Raw genomic sequence first — 14,634 nt, 5'->3', positions numbered from 1 at the left:
TCTCCAGTCAGCCAAACTAGTTTCGACTTTGACCATTTTCGCGGTACCGGGTTAGTGTTCGGCGATGGAAGACGTGGAGGCGGCCGGACTGGATTTCTGGTCGTTCGTGGCGCTGGCCAACCGGCGGCTCGCGCAGGAGTACGGCTTCCGTCACCAGTTGGCGACCGAGGTGCTGCTGACCCTCAACCGCGCCTCTGACCTGGTGACTTACGATCTAGAGGCTGCGGTGCACCGGCCACGCGGCCGGTCGTGGTCGGCGTTCCGGCTGCTGTTCGTCGTCTGGCTCGCCGGACCGCTCGAACCGACGAGCGCCGCCAGGTTGACCGGGATGAGCCGGGCGGCGGTGTCGAATCTGGTCAAGACCCTGGTCGCGGAGGGGCTGCTCCACCGGGTCCCGGACGAGCGCGACGGCCGTTCGGTGCAGCTGTCGCTGACCGACGCGGGGCACGAGGAGATGGTCGCGGTCTTCCGCGAGCACAACGAGCGCGAATTCGGCTGGACGAACGCGTTGACCGAGACCGAACAGCGCATCCTCGTGATGCTGCTGGGCAAGCTGATCACGAGCCGCGCCGAGTTCGGCACCCGGAGCCGCAAGTAGGCCTTCCCGTCGCGAGGAAGACCGGACTACGCTGCCCGAGGGGTAGTCAAAGTGTGAACTAAATTGGCGAGGAGGAGACCATGGTGGACGGCGGACGGATTCCCGCGCTCTTCGCCGGGTTGTGCGATGACGCCGCGGTCTTCCCGCCAGGGCTGGCCCCATTGCCGGACGCCGTCGCCGCGCACGACGACCACGTCTCCGCCTGGTACGCCGACCTCGTCGGCCCGCTCGTCATCGCCGCCACCGCGCTCGGCGACCTCGCCGAAGTGCTGGGGGACCGGTCGACCCCGCTGCCGGTCTCGATGACCCTGCCCGGTGGGCCCGCGCAGCTCGACGGTGTGTTCAAAGCCGTCGCGACGCTGCCGGTCGAACTCGACGCCCTGGAGATCGCCATCCCGGAAGGGGTGGGGCCGGACGAGGTGCTCGCCGCGATCGGCGGCGCCACCGCCCCGGTGTTCGTCGAGATCCCGCGCGACGACCGGCGGATCCCGTTGCTGAGGGCCCTGTCCGGCACCGGCCACCGCGCGAAGTTCCGCACCGGTGGCGTCCGGGCCGAGCTGTACCCCGACGAGGCCGAACTCGCCGCCGCGGTCCGGGCGGCGGTCGAGACCGGTGTCCCGTTCAAGGCCACCGCCGGGCTGCACCACGCGCTCCGCAACACCGACCCGGAGACCGGCTTCGAACAGCACGGTTTCCTGAACCTGCTGCTCGCCACCGACGCCGTCCTCCGTGCCGACGGCGATCCCGAAGCACTGCTCGCCGAACGAGACGGCACGGTGGTCGCTTCGCGGCTGCGAGAGTGGGACGAAGGCAGGGCCGCCGCCGTCCGCGCGGCCTTCACGTCGTTCGGCACCTGCAGCATCACCGACCCCCTGACCGAGCTGGCCGGTCTCGGCCTGCTCGAGACGCCCCGAGGAGAGGCATGACCACGATCGACATCCCCGCCGGCTCCCTGTTCGGCATCGGCAACCTGCCCTACGGCGTGTTCTCCGTCGACGGTGCTTCCCCGCGCGTCGGCGTCCGCGCCGGGGATTCGGTCCTCGACCTGGCGGCGGCGCTCGGTGACGACGTGTTCGCCGCGCCGTCGCTGAACCCGTTCATGGCACAGGGATACGACCGCTGGGTGGCCGTCCGGGAACGGATCCGCGAACTGGTCTCCGGTGAGATCCCCGACGGCGCGGTGTATCCCGTCGGACAGGTGAGGATGCACCTGCCGTTCGAAGTCGCGGACTACGTCGACTTCTACGCCTCAGAACATCACGCGTCGAACGTGGGCAGGCTCTTCCGCCCGGACGCGGAACCGTTGCTGCCCAACTGGAAACACCTCCCGGTCGGTTACCACGGCCGGTCCGGCACGGTCCTGGTCTCCGGCACGGACATCGTGCGCCCGAGCGGCCAGCGCAAGACCCCTTCCGACGCGTCGCCGGTGTTCGGACCGAGCACACGGCTCGACATCGAAGCGGAAATGGGTTTCGTCGTCGGCACCGGAACCCCGCTGAACACCCCGATCATCCCGGATGCCTTCCCCCGTCACGTTTTCGGTGCCGTCCTGCTCAACGACTGGTCGGCCCGCGACATCCAGGCGTGGGAATACGTTCCGCTGGGCCCGCATCTGGGCAAGAGCTTCGCGACGTCGATTTCCCCTTGGGTGGTACCGATCCTGGCCCTGGAGGCCGCACGGATCCCGCTGCCCGGCCAGACGGACCCGGAACCGCTGCCGTACCTGCGGGAAAGCGCCCCGTGGGGGCTGGACATCGACCTGGTCGTCGAATGGAACGGCGAGGAGGTCGCCCGCCCGCCGTTCCGCGAGATGTACTGGTCGCCCGCCCAGATGCTGGCGCATATGACGATCAACGGCGCGTCAGCGCGCACGGGAGACCTGTACGGCTCCGGCACGATCTCCGGACCGGAGAAGCACCAGCGCGGCGCGTTCCTCGAATTGTCCTGGGGCGGCAAGGAACCGCTCACGGTCAAGGGGGAGGAGCGCACCTTCCTGCTGGACGGTGACGAGGTCGTGATCACCGGATCCGCGCCGGGCGCGGACGGCGCGCGGATCGGGTTCGGCGAGGTCCGCGGCCGCGTCCTGCCCGCGGGCTGAAGGGAATCGCCTCGCTCGGCGCCGCGGAGGTCACCCCCGCATCGTCAGAGCGAGGTCGTGTCCCGCAAGGTTTCCGCCGCGAACGTTCCGTCGGTGATGTCTCCCGCGAGCGCCGTCGGCGTCCGCCCGGTCCGGGCGCTGTACGCGGCCAAGGCCGAGCGCGCGGCGTCCGGGGTGATCGCCAATGTCGCGGCGATGATGCCCACCGCCTGGCCGATCCGTGCCCGGTCGTTCATCGTCCTCAGGGTGATCTCCGCGAGCCGTTCCACCCGCCGCTGGTCGCGTTCCTGGGTGAGGCCGAGCACCGCGAGATCGGCGAGTGCCTGTGCCTGGTGCCGCCGCCGGGAGGACAAGGTGGCCGGTGCGGAGTGGAAGAGGTTGAGCCCGCCGATGGCGTGATCGGTCAAGCGGAGCGGAAACGCGTGCACGGCGTGGAATCCCTGGTCCATCGCGGTGGGGGTGAACTTCGGCCACCGGTCCCCGGCCGCGAGATCGGAGCTGCTGACGACAGCGTTCTCGTCGATGCAATCGAGGCAGGGTCCTTCAAGGACGAGGGCCTGCATCAGCTCGGTGAAGCGAGAGCGTTCGTCGGAGGAGCAGAGGACCTCGAAGCCGCCGCCAGGATCGCGTACCAGTATTCCGGCGGCTTCCACGCCGAGGCCACCGACGCAGGCGTCGACGACGGCTCGTGCCACGGTGAGCCCGTCGTGCCGGGTGACCAGCAAAGCGGTGATCTCCGCGACCGTGTCGCCGAACTGGTCCGTGGCCGGGCTGTTCACCCCGTCAGCATACGACCACGAAGCGATTGAGGCCGGACGGCTCTCATTCTTGGGGTGGGTCGAACCGGAGCTGGCGGTCGAGCACCGCCTTGGCGACCTCGGTCACCGGGCGCTGAAGGCTGAAGGCGTGGGCACGCAGCCGGAGGAGGGCGTCTTCGAGGCTGATCTTCAGCTCGGTGGCGAGCAAACCGGTCGCCACGTTCACGTCGTCGTAGTAGCCGACGATATCGGGCCGTGCCCACTGCGCGTGCCGCTCACTTTCGTCGCCCCTGTCGGTCAGCAACGCGGTCGTCGCGAGAGAGGCCAGCGCGAGGCCGTCGCTCAGTTCCTCCGAGGGCAGCGGGCCGGGCGCGCGGCGATAGAGGTCCAGCGTGCCCAGCAGGATGGCGCCGACCTGCAGGGGGAAGGCGAACGCCGCGCTCAGTCCGTGCCCGGCGGCGGCGTCCGCGAAGCCCGGCCAGCGTTGTTCGTCGACGGTGAGGTCGCTGACCAGCACGGGGCCACCGGACACGAAGGCCTCGACACCGGGGCCTTCACCGACGGTGTACTGCAGTTCGTCCAGCGAGGCCGCCCAGTAGTCGCTCGCGGCGATCAGCTCCTGGTCGTGGTCCCGCGCACGCAAGGAGATCGCGGCGCCGTCGATGCCGAGGACCTCGACGGCGACCGCGCACACCACCCCGACCCAGCCGGCTCCGGAGTCCCGGTCCGAGACGCGTTCGGTGACGAGTCGCCACAGCCGTTCCTGGCGCCGACCGTCCACCGCCCGCAACCTCCGTGATGAGAACCCGGCCGTAATCACTGCCTCGAGGTCCCATCATCGCGCACCGGGCTCACCCTGTCGCACTCACGAGCGAACTCGGCCCGGGCGAGGTTCAGTCCCAGCGGGTATCCGGGTCGGTGCGCCCCTCGGCGGCCGCGTCGACGACGGCGATCATCCGGCGGGCCTCCCCATGGTGCTCCTGGTTCGCGCTCAGGTGGTCCGTCGCCTGGCCCCGGTCGCAGGCGTTCCAGACCTGGAGGATGCCGATGGCCCGGTTCACCTCGGTACGGGTCCGGAGTCGCTCGAGCAACCCCTTCGCCCTTTCGTGCCGGTGCCGGTCATCCACCGTGGTCACGGTCCTCCACCCCGGGTGAAAAAGCCAGGGTCTCCTCGGGGAACTCGTCAGGCCGATGTCAAGGGAGCCGGGAGTCGACGGCGGAGGTGTCCCGGACGAACTTGACCGCGACGTCGTGGAGTTTCGTGTTGGTGTGCTGGGACTCGGTGATCAGGCGCTGGAACGCTTCCTTCGCGGTGATCCGGTGCGCCGCCATCAGGATGCCCTTGGCCTGTTCGATCACCGCCCGGCTGTGGATGGCGGCCTCGAGCTGGCGGGCGACGGCGTGCGCGTCCTGGTGCTTGCGTCTGGTCCTCAGTCCGAAGGCGACGACCGTGGTGTAGAGCCGGAGCAGGTGCGTGTCGTCGTCCTCGAAACCGCCGGTGCCGAAGCCGAAGAGGTTCAAGGCCCCGGTCAGCTTTTCGTCTACATCGAGGGGAGCGGAGAGGTAGCTGCCGACACCGGCTTCCCCGGCGGAGGCGGTGAAGCGCGGCCAGGCCTCACGATCGTTCTCCACGGAGAGCCGGACGATCCGGCCGGTGCGCGCGGCGCGCAGGCAGGGACCGTCGCCGAGGTCGTACTGGACGCGGTCGACGGCGAACGCGCGAGGGTCCGTCCCCGCGGCCGTTTCGGCTTCGTCGCCGCGGATGATCGTGATACTGGCCATGTCGGCCTCCGGTATCACCCGCACCGCTTTGGCGCAGACGGCGTCCAGGACCACCGTCTCGTCCGATTCGTTTTCCAGCGCCCTGGTCAATGCGGCCACCGTGGTGGTGAGGGTGTCCAGATGATCGGCGCAGGGTACGCGGCGCGCCATCGCGGGCTACTCCTTTCTCTGGCGACAGCAAGCTGGCGGTCTTCCGGCACGCTTGAGAAACGGCTGGGGCCCAAGGGATGGGCCGATTTTACCCCGGTGAGAATCGGTCGGCAAAAGTTGATCAACGCCGGACGCGAAAAGGCGCCGACCGGAGTACGGTCGGCGCCCTCTCGGCTACTTACCCGCCTTCGCCTCCGGGATCCCGTTCGACGGCGGCGAATCGTTGGCCGCCGAGTCGTTCGCCTCGATGGGGGCCTCGCCGATGTCGGTCACCAGAACCGGCGTCAGGTCCTTGCCGATCCCGCCTTGGAGTTCGACCACCGACATGCCGGAGATGCCCATATGGCTGTCGCCGGTGTAGCGGAACGGCGCCAGGCCCGGCCCTTCGAACGTCTTGCCGGACTGCTGGATCGCCTCGACGACGCGCTCGCGGGTCAGGTCCCGTCCGGCCGCCTGCAACGCCTGGACGAAGGTGTACGCCTGCGCCATTCCGTAGATCCGGTAGTTCGTCAGGCCGCCGCCCTTGCCGTACGCGCCCCAGACCTTCTGCCACAGTTTGGTCCACGCGTTGTCCGGGGCGTCGACGCCCGGCAGGTACTCGGTGGTGAGGACGCCGTCGATGAGCGACGCGCCATTGGTCACCTTGCCTTCGGAGAACCGCGCGAGCAGGGAACCGACCAGTGCCGGGTCGGAACCGACGTTGCTGTAGAACCACTTCGGCTTGAAGCCGATCTTCAACGACGCCAGCTGCGACAGCGCGGTGTACGACGGGACGTTGAAGCCCAGCACCAAATCGACGCCCGCGGCCTTGAGTTTCGCGATCTGCGGCGCGATGTCGGTGTTACCGGGCGAGTATTTCGCGACCTCCACGATCTGCTTGTCGAGGTAGCGGCGCGCGCCCTTCTCGCCGTCGCGGCCGAAGTCGTCGTCCTGGACGAACAGGCCGACCTTGGCGTTCGGCAGGTTCTTCCGTACCCAGTCGCCGATGATCTTGCCTTCGATCTCGTAATCCGGCTGCCAGCCGAAGGTGAACGGCGCCTTCTTGGGATTGTCGCCCCAGCGGAGCGATCCGGACGACACGAACAGGTCCGGGACCTTCGAGTTGTTCAGGAAGTCGACGACGGCGCTGTGCGTCGGCGTGCCGAGGCCGCCGACCATCGCGAAGATCTCCTCCTTGAGCACCAGTTCGTTGGTGACCGCGCTGGTGTTCGTCGGGTTGTACCCGTCGTCCTTCACCACGAACTCGATCTTGCGGCCGTTGATCCCGCCGTTCGCGTTCACGTAGTCGTAGTAGGCCTGATGGCCGCTCGGGATCTCGCTGTAGCCCGGCGCGGCGACGCCGGTCAGCGGGAAATGCGCGCCGATCTTGATGGTGGTGTCGGTGACACCGACGGTCGAGCCCTTCTGTTCGCCCTCGGGTCTGCCGCCCGCGCCGCAAGCGGCGGTGACCGTGACGGCCAGGAGCACGGCCACGGCCTGGTACCAGCGTTTCATGAACTTCGCCTCCGGTTGATGAGTTTCCGCAGCCCGCCGGTGAGGCCGGCCGGTGCGAGCAGCACGATCAGGACGGTGACCAGGCCGTAGATCAACGGCGCCAGATGCGCGGACTGGATGTCGGACAGGCCGAGATCCGTTCCCGTGCCGGTCACCAGCGGCGGCAGGAACGTCAAGAGCGCCGCTCCCGCGAGCGCGCCGGTGAGCGTCCCCAGGCCGCCGAGCACCACCGCGGACACCAGCGACAGCGACAACGTCAGCGCGAACCCGCTCGGCGCCGCGAGCCGTGCCGACAACGCCATCAGCGCCCCGGCGAGCCCCGCGCAGCCCGCGCTGACCACGAAGGCGCCCACGCGGGTGCGCCCGAGGTCGATCCCGGCCAGTTCCGCGGCCACGTCCTCGTCGCGCACCGCGCGCCAGTTGCGGCCGACGCGGCTGCGGGAGAGATTCGCCAGCAGGACGAAGACGATGATCACGGCGAGCCAGGAAAGGTAGGCGAGGTAACGGATCGGCGTGAGGTCCTGGCCGGTGACGAAGTACGCGGCGTCGGCCAGCCAGGTGGGGATCTCCGGCATCCGGACGGGCAGTCCCTGTTCGCCGCCGAGCGTTTCGCCGAAGTACAAGGGGATCCCGGGCACGGCGACGGCGAGCGCGAGCGTGGCACCGGCGAGATATGGTCCGTGCAGCCGGGCGGCGGCGACGCCCACCAGCGCGCCGACGGCCAGGGTGATCACCACCGCGAGAAGGAGGATCACGGGTAGCGGCAAGGCCGACGGCTTCAGCAGCAATGCGGTCGAATAAGCGCCGACCGCCATGAGTGCGCCGTGGCCGAGTGACAGTTGCCCGTTCAGTCCCGTTAGGACGGTCAGACCGCCTGCCGCGATCGCGAAGTACGCCATCGCGGTGAACTGCGCGTTGAGGAACGGACCGGTGCTTTCCAGGACGAGCACCACGACCACCAGCGCGGCGAGCGCGAGGAGCAGATGTCTGCGCAGCACGTCAGACCCTCCGTTCGCGGACACTGGCGAACAGTCCGCCGGGTTTGAGCAGCAGCACCACCATGAGGATCGCCAGCGCGGCGAGTGGCACCAGTTCCGAGCCGACGTAACCGCTGACCAGGCTCAGTGACAGGCCGAGCACGATCCCGCCGACCACCGCGCCGACCGGGCTGTCCAGTCCGCCGAGCACCGCCGCGACAAACCCGTACACCACCACGCCGTCCATATAGGACGGATGGACGAGCCCGCCGCCCGCGATCAGCAGACCCGCCAGCGAACCGGCGAGCGCGGCGAGCGCCCAGCCGAGGGTGAGCATCCGCCCGACCCGCACGCCGAGCAGCCGCGCCACCTCCTGGTCGAACGCCGCCGCGCGCATCCGCAGGCCCAGATCGGTACCCCGGAACAACAGCACCAGCCCCGTCAGCACCACCGCCACGGCGACGATGGTGAACACGCCGAAGCCGGTGAGCGCGATCGTCGTGCCGCCGACCTGGAAGCCGGTGAGGCCGAACGGCGCCGGAAACGAGCGATACCGCGAGCCGAACACCAGCGCCGCCAGCGCGTGCAGCACGATGAACAACCCGAGCGTGAGGATCACGGCGTTGATCTCGGCCTTGCCGGAGACGAACCGGACCACGAACCGTTCCACCACCGCGCCGAGCACCAGTCCCGAAAGCAGGGCGACGGCGAAACCGAGCCAGTACGACCAGCCCGCGTCGATCAGCACCAGCGCGATATAGGTGGTGATCATCGCCATCGGCGCCTGCGCGAAGTTCACGATCCGCGTCGCGCGCCAGATCAGCACCAGCGCCAGGGCGAACGCGGCGTAGACCACGCCGAGCGTCAGGCCGGTGAGCGCGGTGGTCAGCAGTTGCTGCACGAAGCTCCCTTTCAGAATCCGAGGTAGGCGTGCCGCAGGCCGTCGTCCGAGACGAGCGCGGCCGCGTCCCGCCGGACGACGACCTGGCCGAGGTTGAGCACGACGCCGTGGTCGGCGATGGACAGCGCGCTGCGCGCGTTCTGCTCGACCAGCACGACGGCCAGCCCGTCGAGGACGAGACCGCGCAGCAGCTCGAAGATCTGCGCCACGATCCGCGGCGCGAGACCCAGCGACGGCTCGTCCAGCAGGAGCACCTTCGGCCGGGACAGCAGCGCGCGGCCGATCACCAGCATCTGCCGTTCCCCGCCGGAAAGGACGTGCGCGAGCCCGTTCTTGCGGTCGGCGAGCACCGGGAACAGGTCGTAGACGCGGCGCAGATCGGCCGCCGTCGCGCGGCCGCGCGCCCCCAGCGCGCCCAGCCGCAGGTTCTCCTCGACGGTCAGTTCGGCCAGCACGCCACGACCTTCCGGCACGTGGGCGAGGCCGAGTCCTGGAAGGTCCTCGGTGGACACTCCGGTGAGGTCGCGGCCCGCGAGGGTGACCCGGCCACCCGAGGGCCGGACGAGGCCGGAAATGGTGCGCAGCAAGGTGGTCTTGCCCGCCCCGTTCGCGCCGAGCACCGCGGTGATCTCGCCGGGCGCGACGGACAGGCTCACCGAATCGAGCGCCCGGACCGGGCCGTAGCTCGCCGACAGGTTCTCAACGGTCAGCACCGGCCACCTCCTCGCCGAGGTAGGCCGCCTGCACCGCCGGGTTCACGCGGATCTCCGAGGGCGTGCCGGTGGCGATCACCTTGCCGAAGTCCAGTACGACGATCTCGTCACACACCCCCATCACGAGATCCATGTGGTGCTCCACGAGCATCACCGACATCCGTTCGGTCAGACCGCGCACCAGCTTGCCGACGTCGGCGATCTCGGCGGCGGAGAGCCCGCCCGCCGGTTCGTCGAGCAGCAGCAGATCCGGCTCGCCGACCAGCGCCCGCGCGAGGGCGACCCGTTTGCGGACCGGATAGGGGAGGCTCGCGGGATAGCGGTGGGCGACGTCGGCGATGTCGAAGTCGTCGAGGTAGGCCATCGCCCGCTCGGTCAGTGCCTTCTCGTCCCGTGTCCGGCGCGGGAGCCCCAGCATCGAAGACCAGAAGCCCGCCTTCGCGTGTCTGTCCGCGCCCACCAGGACGTTGTCCAGCACCGTCATCCGGTCGAACAGGCCGAGTTCCTGCAGGCTGCGGGCGATGCCGAGGCCGGCGAGGTGATGCGGGCGCAGCCGGTCCAGCTCGGCGCCGCGCCAGGTCAGCGTGCCGGTGTCCGGCCGGACGAAACCGCACGCGACGTTGAACAGTGTGGTCTTACCCGCCCCGTTCGGGCCGATCACGCCGAGCACCCGGCCCGGGGCGACGGTCAGTGAGACGCCGGACAGCGCGACGAGACCGCCGAAGGTCACCGACACGCCGGACATCTCGAAGGTCGACAGGGTCACGCAGGAGCTCCCAACGGCGGAAAAAGGGGACGGGGATGGAAATCAGGTCCCGGCGCGAGCGCGCCGGGACCTGACGGCTTTCAGGCGTGCGGGCAGGTGTCGCGGTAGTCGCTGATCGTGCGGTCGTCCGGTGCCGGGCAGAGGAACTGCTCGTAGCGGGTGTCGTTGTCCACGAACCGCTTCAGCCACGAGATCGTGTATTTGGCCATGGTCGTGTTGGCGGTGTTCGGGAAGAAGTGGCTCGCGTTGTCCAGTTCCATGTACGCCTTCTCCGCCGAGGCGGGAATGCTGGTGTAGAACGGGATCGAATGCGAAGCCACCGGTGCGACGGTGTCGGATTCACCGCCGATGATGAACGTCGGCACCCGCAGCGAGGACCACGACTTCTGCGTGTTCCACGGCGCGAGCGGGACAGCGGCCTGCAGCGACGGCCGGTCCTGCGCCGCCTCGAGCGAACCGCCGCCGCCCATCGAGTGCCCCGCGACCGCGAGGCGGGTGGTGTCGATCCGGGAACGGACGCTGCTGCGCTGGGTCAGGTAGTCCAGCGCGGCCAGCAGCTGGTTACCGCGGCTCTCCGGCTGGTCGTAGATCGTGTTGGTGTCGATGGTGAAGACGACGAAACCTTGCGACGCCAGCCGCGGGCCGATCCACGCGATGCTCGACTGGGTCGCGGTGTAGCCCGGCGAGATGGCGACAGCGCCGAAGGTGCCCTGCGCGGTGCTGGTCGGGTAGTAGATGGTGCCGCCGCCGAACCCGGTGACGGCTACGCGGGACACCGACACCTCGGACACCGCGAACGAGCCACGGGAGGCTTCGATACTGCTTTCCGTCGGGTCCGGCCCCCGTTCGTAGGGGTTGTCCGCCGCGTGTGCCGTGGGAGCGATAGTGAGCGCGGCGACCGTCGCCAGTCCACAAAGGATCCGGGTCGTACTACGCATTAGTGCCCTCTCTGTTCGCCATTGAACACAGTCCGTGGTGATGGACTGTGGCAAACGGACACCGGGGGCTGCATCGGTGAAATCGCCAGTCTTCGTCCGCGGCCACGCTCGCCGGGCTCACCGCCCGTACGATCGGCGATCGTGAACCCCTCAGCCGAGGACATCGTCCGCACGGCGGCCCGGTGGATCGACCGCGGAATCCGTGTCGACACCTCCGCCTTCGCCCAAGCCCTTGGCATCTCGCGCAGCACCCTGTTCCGTCGCGTCGGGAACCGGGAAGACCTGCTGGGTGATGCCCTCTATTACCTGTCCGAGCGCACCCTGACCGCCGCCGTGCGCACCTGGGAGCGCGAAGAGGGCGATGTGGTGCGCAACGCGGCGGGTGAACTGCGCTGTCTCGCGATCATGCGGGACTACCGGTCGGCACTGGCGGCGAGCGCCGGGTTCCGGCGTTTCCTCGACGACGAGCCGGTGCTCGCGATCCGGCTGCTCACCGATCCGGACGGGCGGGTCCAGCCGAGGGTGATCGCGGCGCACGTCGACCTGCTCCGCCGCGACGTCGACGACGGCGGGTTCGTGCCCGCGGTCAGCCTGGACAGCCTCTGCTACGCGATCGTCCGGCTGGGGGAGGCGTTCCTGTACTCGGACGTCCTCGCGTCACGGACACCCGATCTCGACGCGGCGTCGACACTGCTCGGCGCACTGGTGGAAGGACGGGTGCCGAGCAGGACTCCGTGAACCAGACCTTGTGAAACACTTGCGCCTGGTGTTTCATCGAGGGGGATTTCGAGGAGGCGCCGATGCCTGTCCGGGACGTCGTGTACCCGCTGCGGGGCAGGGACGACCTCTTCGGTGGGCTGCGGTCGGTCGCCGGGCAGGCCGTGCTGGTCCGCGGCGCGGAAGGCCTCGGGAAATCGGCGCTGCTCACCGAGCTGCGCGGTGCCTCCGGCGTCCGCCTGCTCGGCGTGCGGGGTATGCGAGCGGAGCGCGCGTTGCCGTTCGGGGCGCTGCATCGCCTGTTCGGCGCCGCGGTCTCGGGCGGCGAGGAAGCGCGTCAGCGGCTGAGCGAGCTTCCGGAGCCGACGATCTGCTGGGTGGACGACGCGCAATGGGTCGACGCGGAGTCCTTGGCGGCGTTGGGTTTCGCGGCTCGAAGGCTGGCCGGGTCCTCGGTCGGGATGGTGCTCGCGTCGCGGTCCGGATCCGACGAGTTCGAGTGCGTGGAACTGGCGCCGCTGACCGACGAAGCGGCGGATCTGCTGCTGCGCGACCGAGGGGTGCCCGCCGGGGTACGGCCGCAGCTGGTCGAACTGGGCGGCGGGAACCCGGCGGACCTGATCGCGCTGGCGGCGCAGCTCACCCCGGCTCAGGCCGCGGGCCGGGAGCCGGTGTCGCCGGTCCTGCGGGAGCGGTTGGCGGGCTACGCGGCTCGTCTGGACGCGATGCCGTCGGGCGAACGCGTCCGGTTCTTGGCCGGTTTCCTGGATTCCGCGGCGAGCAAGGTGGCGCAAGCGACGTGGTCCGCGGCGGCCTCACCGGCGGATCGCCGGGCGGCGCACGCGCGGCTGGCTTCCGACGGCGAGGGACCGGAGGTGCTTTGGCACCGCGCGATGGCGACCGCCACGCCGTCGGTGCCCCTCGCCGACGCGCTTGCCGCCGCACCCGCGGCGGATCACACGGCGTCGGCGCGTCAGCTCGAACGCGCCGCGGCCTTGACCGCAGACCCTGGCGTGCGGGCGACCCGGTTGCTGGCCGCCGCCGACGCCGCTTGGCAGGCGGGCAGGCCGGGTTGGGCGCGGCTGTTGCTGTCGCGGGTCGACGCCGAACCGGGCGCCGTGGCGTTGCTGCACGGAGAGATCGAGCTGCGCGACGGCGATCCCGCGGTCGCCACCCACGAACTGGGCACGGCGGCGGAACTGCTGCCCGATCCGGCCGACGCACTCCTGCTGGCGGGTGAGGCGCGGCGGCTCGGCGGCGACCTGAGCGGGTACCGGGGACTGGCGCGGACAGTCCCCACCAAAGAGGGGCTGGCCTCCTCGCATTTCAGTGGCCTCACTTCGGTCTACGCTGGCCGTCACGACGACGCCGTCGAGCCGTTGGAGGACGCCGTCCGCCGGGGGATGGCCGACGACGACGTCGCCGGAGCCGTCTGGGCCGCCGAAGCCGCCTTCGCCCGCGGGCACGCCGAACGGGCCCACGAGTACGCGGCGGCGGCCGTGAGCCGCGCACGGCTCGGCAGGCGGCACGCGGAACTGCCGTGGGCGTTGATCTACCTCTCGCTTTCGGCCATCGCGCTCGACCGCATCCCGTGCGCGCGGGCAGCGTCCCGTGAGGGCCTGCTCGCGCCCCACAACCTGAGGATGGAGCACCTCACCCTGCTCGGGCTCGCCGCCGCGCTCCTTGGCGAACGGGCCCCCGAACTGGACGAGGCGACCGAGGGGATCGCCGAACGCGGTCTCGGCAGGCCCGCCGCCGTCGCGGCGTGGGCGAACGCCTGCCTCGACCTGGCGGACGACCGGCCGGACGACGCGCTGAGCAGGCTCGAAGACCTCGCGTCGGGCGTTTCCGGCGACCAGCCGGTGATCCGGGTACTCGCCACCCCTCAACTGGTCGAAGCGGCCGTGCTCGCCGGGCGGCCCGAACGCGCGCGGGCGGCGCTGGAGGTGTTCGACCGGTGGACGCTGGCCGGCGCGGAACCCTGCTGGCTCGCGCTGAGCCACCGATGTCACGCGCTGACCGCGACGGACCCCGCCGTGGGGGAACAGCACTTCCGGCAGGCCATCGAGGCGCACCGCCGGGCGGGCGGTGCGGTGGAACTCGCCAGGACCCGCTTCGCGTACGCTACCTCGCTGCGCAGGCACCGGCGGACCAGGGACGCGCGGGATCAGCTCCGCGATGCCTTGCGCGGCTTCGAAAGCGTCGGCGCGACCCGGTTCGCCGAACGGGCCCGCGCCGGGCTCCGGGCGACCGGCGAGACCGTGTCCACGCCGCACCGATCGCTCGCGGGGCTCACCCCGCAGCAGGACGCCATCACGCGGCTGGTCGCGGCGGGGGAGACGAACAAGGAGATCGCGCGGCGGCTGGTGATCAGCCACCGGACCGTGGATCACCACCTGCGCAACATCTTCACCGCACTGGGCGTGCGATCACGCGTGGAACTCGCGCGCCGCGTCACCGACTCATGAGCCCCACGCCTCCGCATTTAGTCCTCTGAATGCGTTGATCGAGCGCCCGGCGTAGTGACGGGTAGCGGCCGGTCCGTGAAGGACTCCTTGAGGGACCCAGAGTCCCCCAAAGTTCCCCTCGCTCCTCGCGGAAGGCCATCACGCGAGCAAGAAGCAGGCCGCGGTGAGGCGTGGGTCCGGTTGGTCGTGAGTGGCGATTCGGGTTCTATTGAGGGGTAAGGCAAAGGTGGCGTGGTGGGTGGTAAGTCCGTGAAGGCCTCCTTGAGGGACTCTG

General features: G+C 69.9%; 15 protein-coding genes. 5 read left to right on the top strand and 10 right to left on the bottom strand.

Annotated elements, in window-relative coordinates:
* The first annotated feature begins 64 nt into the window (after positions 1-64).
* The 3 genes from ACZ7KI_RS40405 (at position 65) to fahA (ending at position 2,696) form a co-directional block, all read left to right on the top strand.
* On the top strand, positions 65-598 hold the full coding sequence (locus tag ACZ7KI_RS40405) for a MarR family winged helix-turn-helix transcriptional regulator (RefSeq protein ID WP_470278289.1): 534 nt from the start codon (positions 65-67) through the stop codon (positions 596-598).
* 80 nt (positions 599-678) lie between these two features.
* Entirely contained in the window at positions 679-1,524 is an 846-nt protein-coding gene (locus ACZ7KI_RS40400) for a hypothetical protein (protein WP_470278288.1), read from the top strand.
* Entirely contained in the window at positions 1,521-2,696 is a 1,176-nt protein-coding gene (gene fahA / locus ACZ7KI_RS40395; protein WP_470278287.1) for a fumarylacetoacetase, read from the top strand. The genes ACZ7KI_RS40400 and fahA overlap by 4 nt, the downstream gene beginning before the upstream one ends.
* Before the next feature lie 44 nt (positions 2,697-2,740).
* Here fahA and ACZ7KI_RS40390 read toward each other — a convergent pair whose 3' ends face one another.
* The 10 genes from ACZ7KI_RS40390 to bdeA all read right to left on the bottom strand — a co-directional run bounded on the left by ACZ7KI_RS40390 (position 2,741) and on the right by bdeA (position 11,175).
* The gene (locus ACZ7KI_RS40390) at positions 2,741-3,475 is read right to left on the bottom strand and encodes a GAF and ANTAR domain-containing protein (protein ID WP_470278286.1); all 735 of its coding nucleotides are present in this window, start codon (positions 3,473-3,475) and stop codon (positions 2,741-2,743) included.
* A gap of 43 nt (positions 3,476-3,518) precedes the next feature.
* Entirely contained in the window at positions 3,519-4,235 is a 717-nt protein-coding gene (locus ACZ7KI_RS40385) for a GAF and ANTAR domain-containing protein (protein ID WP_470278285.1), read from the bottom strand.
* Between the two features lie 112 nt (positions 4,236-4,347).
* Positions 4,348-4,590, bottom strand: a complete 243-nt coding sequence (locus ACZ7KI_RS40380; protein WP_470278284.1) for a hypothetical protein — start codon at positions 4,588-4,590, stop codon at positions 4,348-4,350.
* A gap of 58 nt (positions 4,591-4,648) precedes the next feature.
* Positions 4,649-5,386, bottom strand: a complete 738-nt coding sequence (locus tag ACZ7KI_RS40375; RefSeq protein WP_470278283.1) for an ANTAR domain-containing protein — start codon at positions 5,384-5,386, stop codon at positions 4,649-4,651.
* 174 nt (positions 5,387-5,560) lie between these two features.
* Positions 5,561-6,880, bottom strand: coding sequence for an ABC transporter substrate-binding protein (locus tag ACZ7KI_RS40370; protein WP_470278282.1), 1,320 nt, complete (start codon positions 6,878-6,880; stop codon positions 5,561-5,563).
* Entirely contained in the window at positions 6,877-7,878 is a 1,002-nt protein-coding gene (locus ACZ7KI_RS40365) for a branched-chain amino acid ABC transporter permease (RefSeq protein WP_470278281.1), read from the bottom strand. Before ACZ7KI_RS40365 ends, ACZ7KI_RS40370 begins: the two co-directional genes overlap by 4 nt.
* Position 7,879: 1 nt before the next feature.
* Positions 7,880-8,758, bottom strand: a complete 879-nt coding sequence (locus ACZ7KI_RS40360) for a branched-chain amino acid ABC transporter permease (RefSeq protein ID WP_470278280.1) — start codon at positions 8,756-8,758, stop codon at positions 7,880-7,882.
* A gap of 11 nt (positions 8,759-8,769) precedes the next feature.
* Positions 8,770-9,471 (bottom strand): ABC transporter ATP-binding protein, encoded by a 702-nt coding sequence (locus ACZ7KI_RS40355; RefSeq protein ID WP_470278279.1) that lies wholly within the window; start codon positions 9,469-9,471, stop codon positions 8,770-8,772.
* Complete coding sequence (locus ACZ7KI_RS40350) at positions 9,458-10,216, bottom strand: ABC transporter ATP-binding protein (protein WP_470278312.1); 759 nt, start codon at positions 10,214-10,216, stop codon at positions 9,458-9,460. Before ACZ7KI_RS40350 ends, ACZ7KI_RS40355 begins: the two co-directional genes overlap by 14 nt.
* Positions 10,217-10,317: 101 nt before the next feature.
* Entirely contained in the window at positions 10,318-11,175 is an 858-nt protein-coding gene (gene bdeA, locus ACZ7KI_RS40345; protein ID WP_470278278.1) for a bis(hydroxyethyl) terephthalate hydrolase, read from the bottom strand.
* A 141-nt stretch (positions 11,176-11,316) separates the two neighbouring features.
* Here bdeA and ACZ7KI_RS40340 point away from each other — a divergent pair, with 141 nt between their 5' ends.
* Both ACZ7KI_RS40340 and ACZ7KI_RS40335 read left to right on the top strand, forming a co-directional pair.
* Complete coding sequence (locus ACZ7KI_RS40340; protein ID WP_470278277.1) at positions 11,317-11,913, top strand: QsdR family transcriptional regulator; 597 nt, start codon at positions 11,317-11,319, stop codon at positions 11,911-11,913.
* Between the two features lie 62 nt (positions 11,914-11,975).
* Positions 11,976-14,360, top strand: a complete 2,385-nt coding sequence (locus ACZ7KI_RS40335; RefSeq protein WP_470278276.1) for a helix-turn-helix transcriptional regulator — start codon at positions 11,976-11,978, stop codon at positions 14,358-14,360.
* Positions 14,361-14,634 lie beyond the last annotated feature (274 nt).

The sequence above is a fragment of the Amycolatopsis sp. NPDC039088 genome, assembly GCF_055598845.1.
This window is presented reverse-complemented; position numbering and strand designations above follow the sequence as displayed.

Coding starts and splice junctions, on each gene's coding strand:
- ACZ7KI_RS40405 (WP_470278289.1), top strand. CDS start 65: ATGGAAGACGTGGAGGCGGCCGGACTGGATTTCTGGTCGTTCGTGGCG.
- ACZ7KI_RS40400 (WP_470278288.1), top strand. CDS start 679: ATGGTGGACGGCGGACGGATTCCCGCGCTCTTCGCCGGGTTGTGCGAT.
- fahA (WP_470278287.1), top strand. CDS start 1,521: ATGACCACGATCGACATCCCCGCCGGCTCCCTGTTCGGCATCGGCAAC.
- ACZ7KI_RS40375 (WP_470278283.1), bottom strand. CDS start 5,386: ATGGCGCGCCGCGTACCCTGCGCCGATCATCTGGACACCCTCACCACC.
- ACZ7KI_RS40370 (WP_470278282.1), bottom strand. CDS start 6,880: ATGAAACGCTGGTACCAGGCCGTGGCCGTGCTCCTGGCCGTCACGGTC.
- ACZ7KI_RS40350 (WP_470278312.1), bottom strand. CDS start 10,216: ATGTCCGGCGTGTCGGTGACCTTCGGCGGTCTCGTCGCGCTGTCCGGC.
- bdeA (WP_470278278.1), bottom strand. CDS start 11,175: ATGCGTAGTACGACCCGGATCCTTTGTGGACTGGCGACGGTCGCCGCG.
- ACZ7KI_RS40335 (WP_470278276.1), top strand. CDS start 11,976: ATGCCTGTCCGGGACGTCGTGTACCCGCTGCGGGGCAGGGACGACCTC.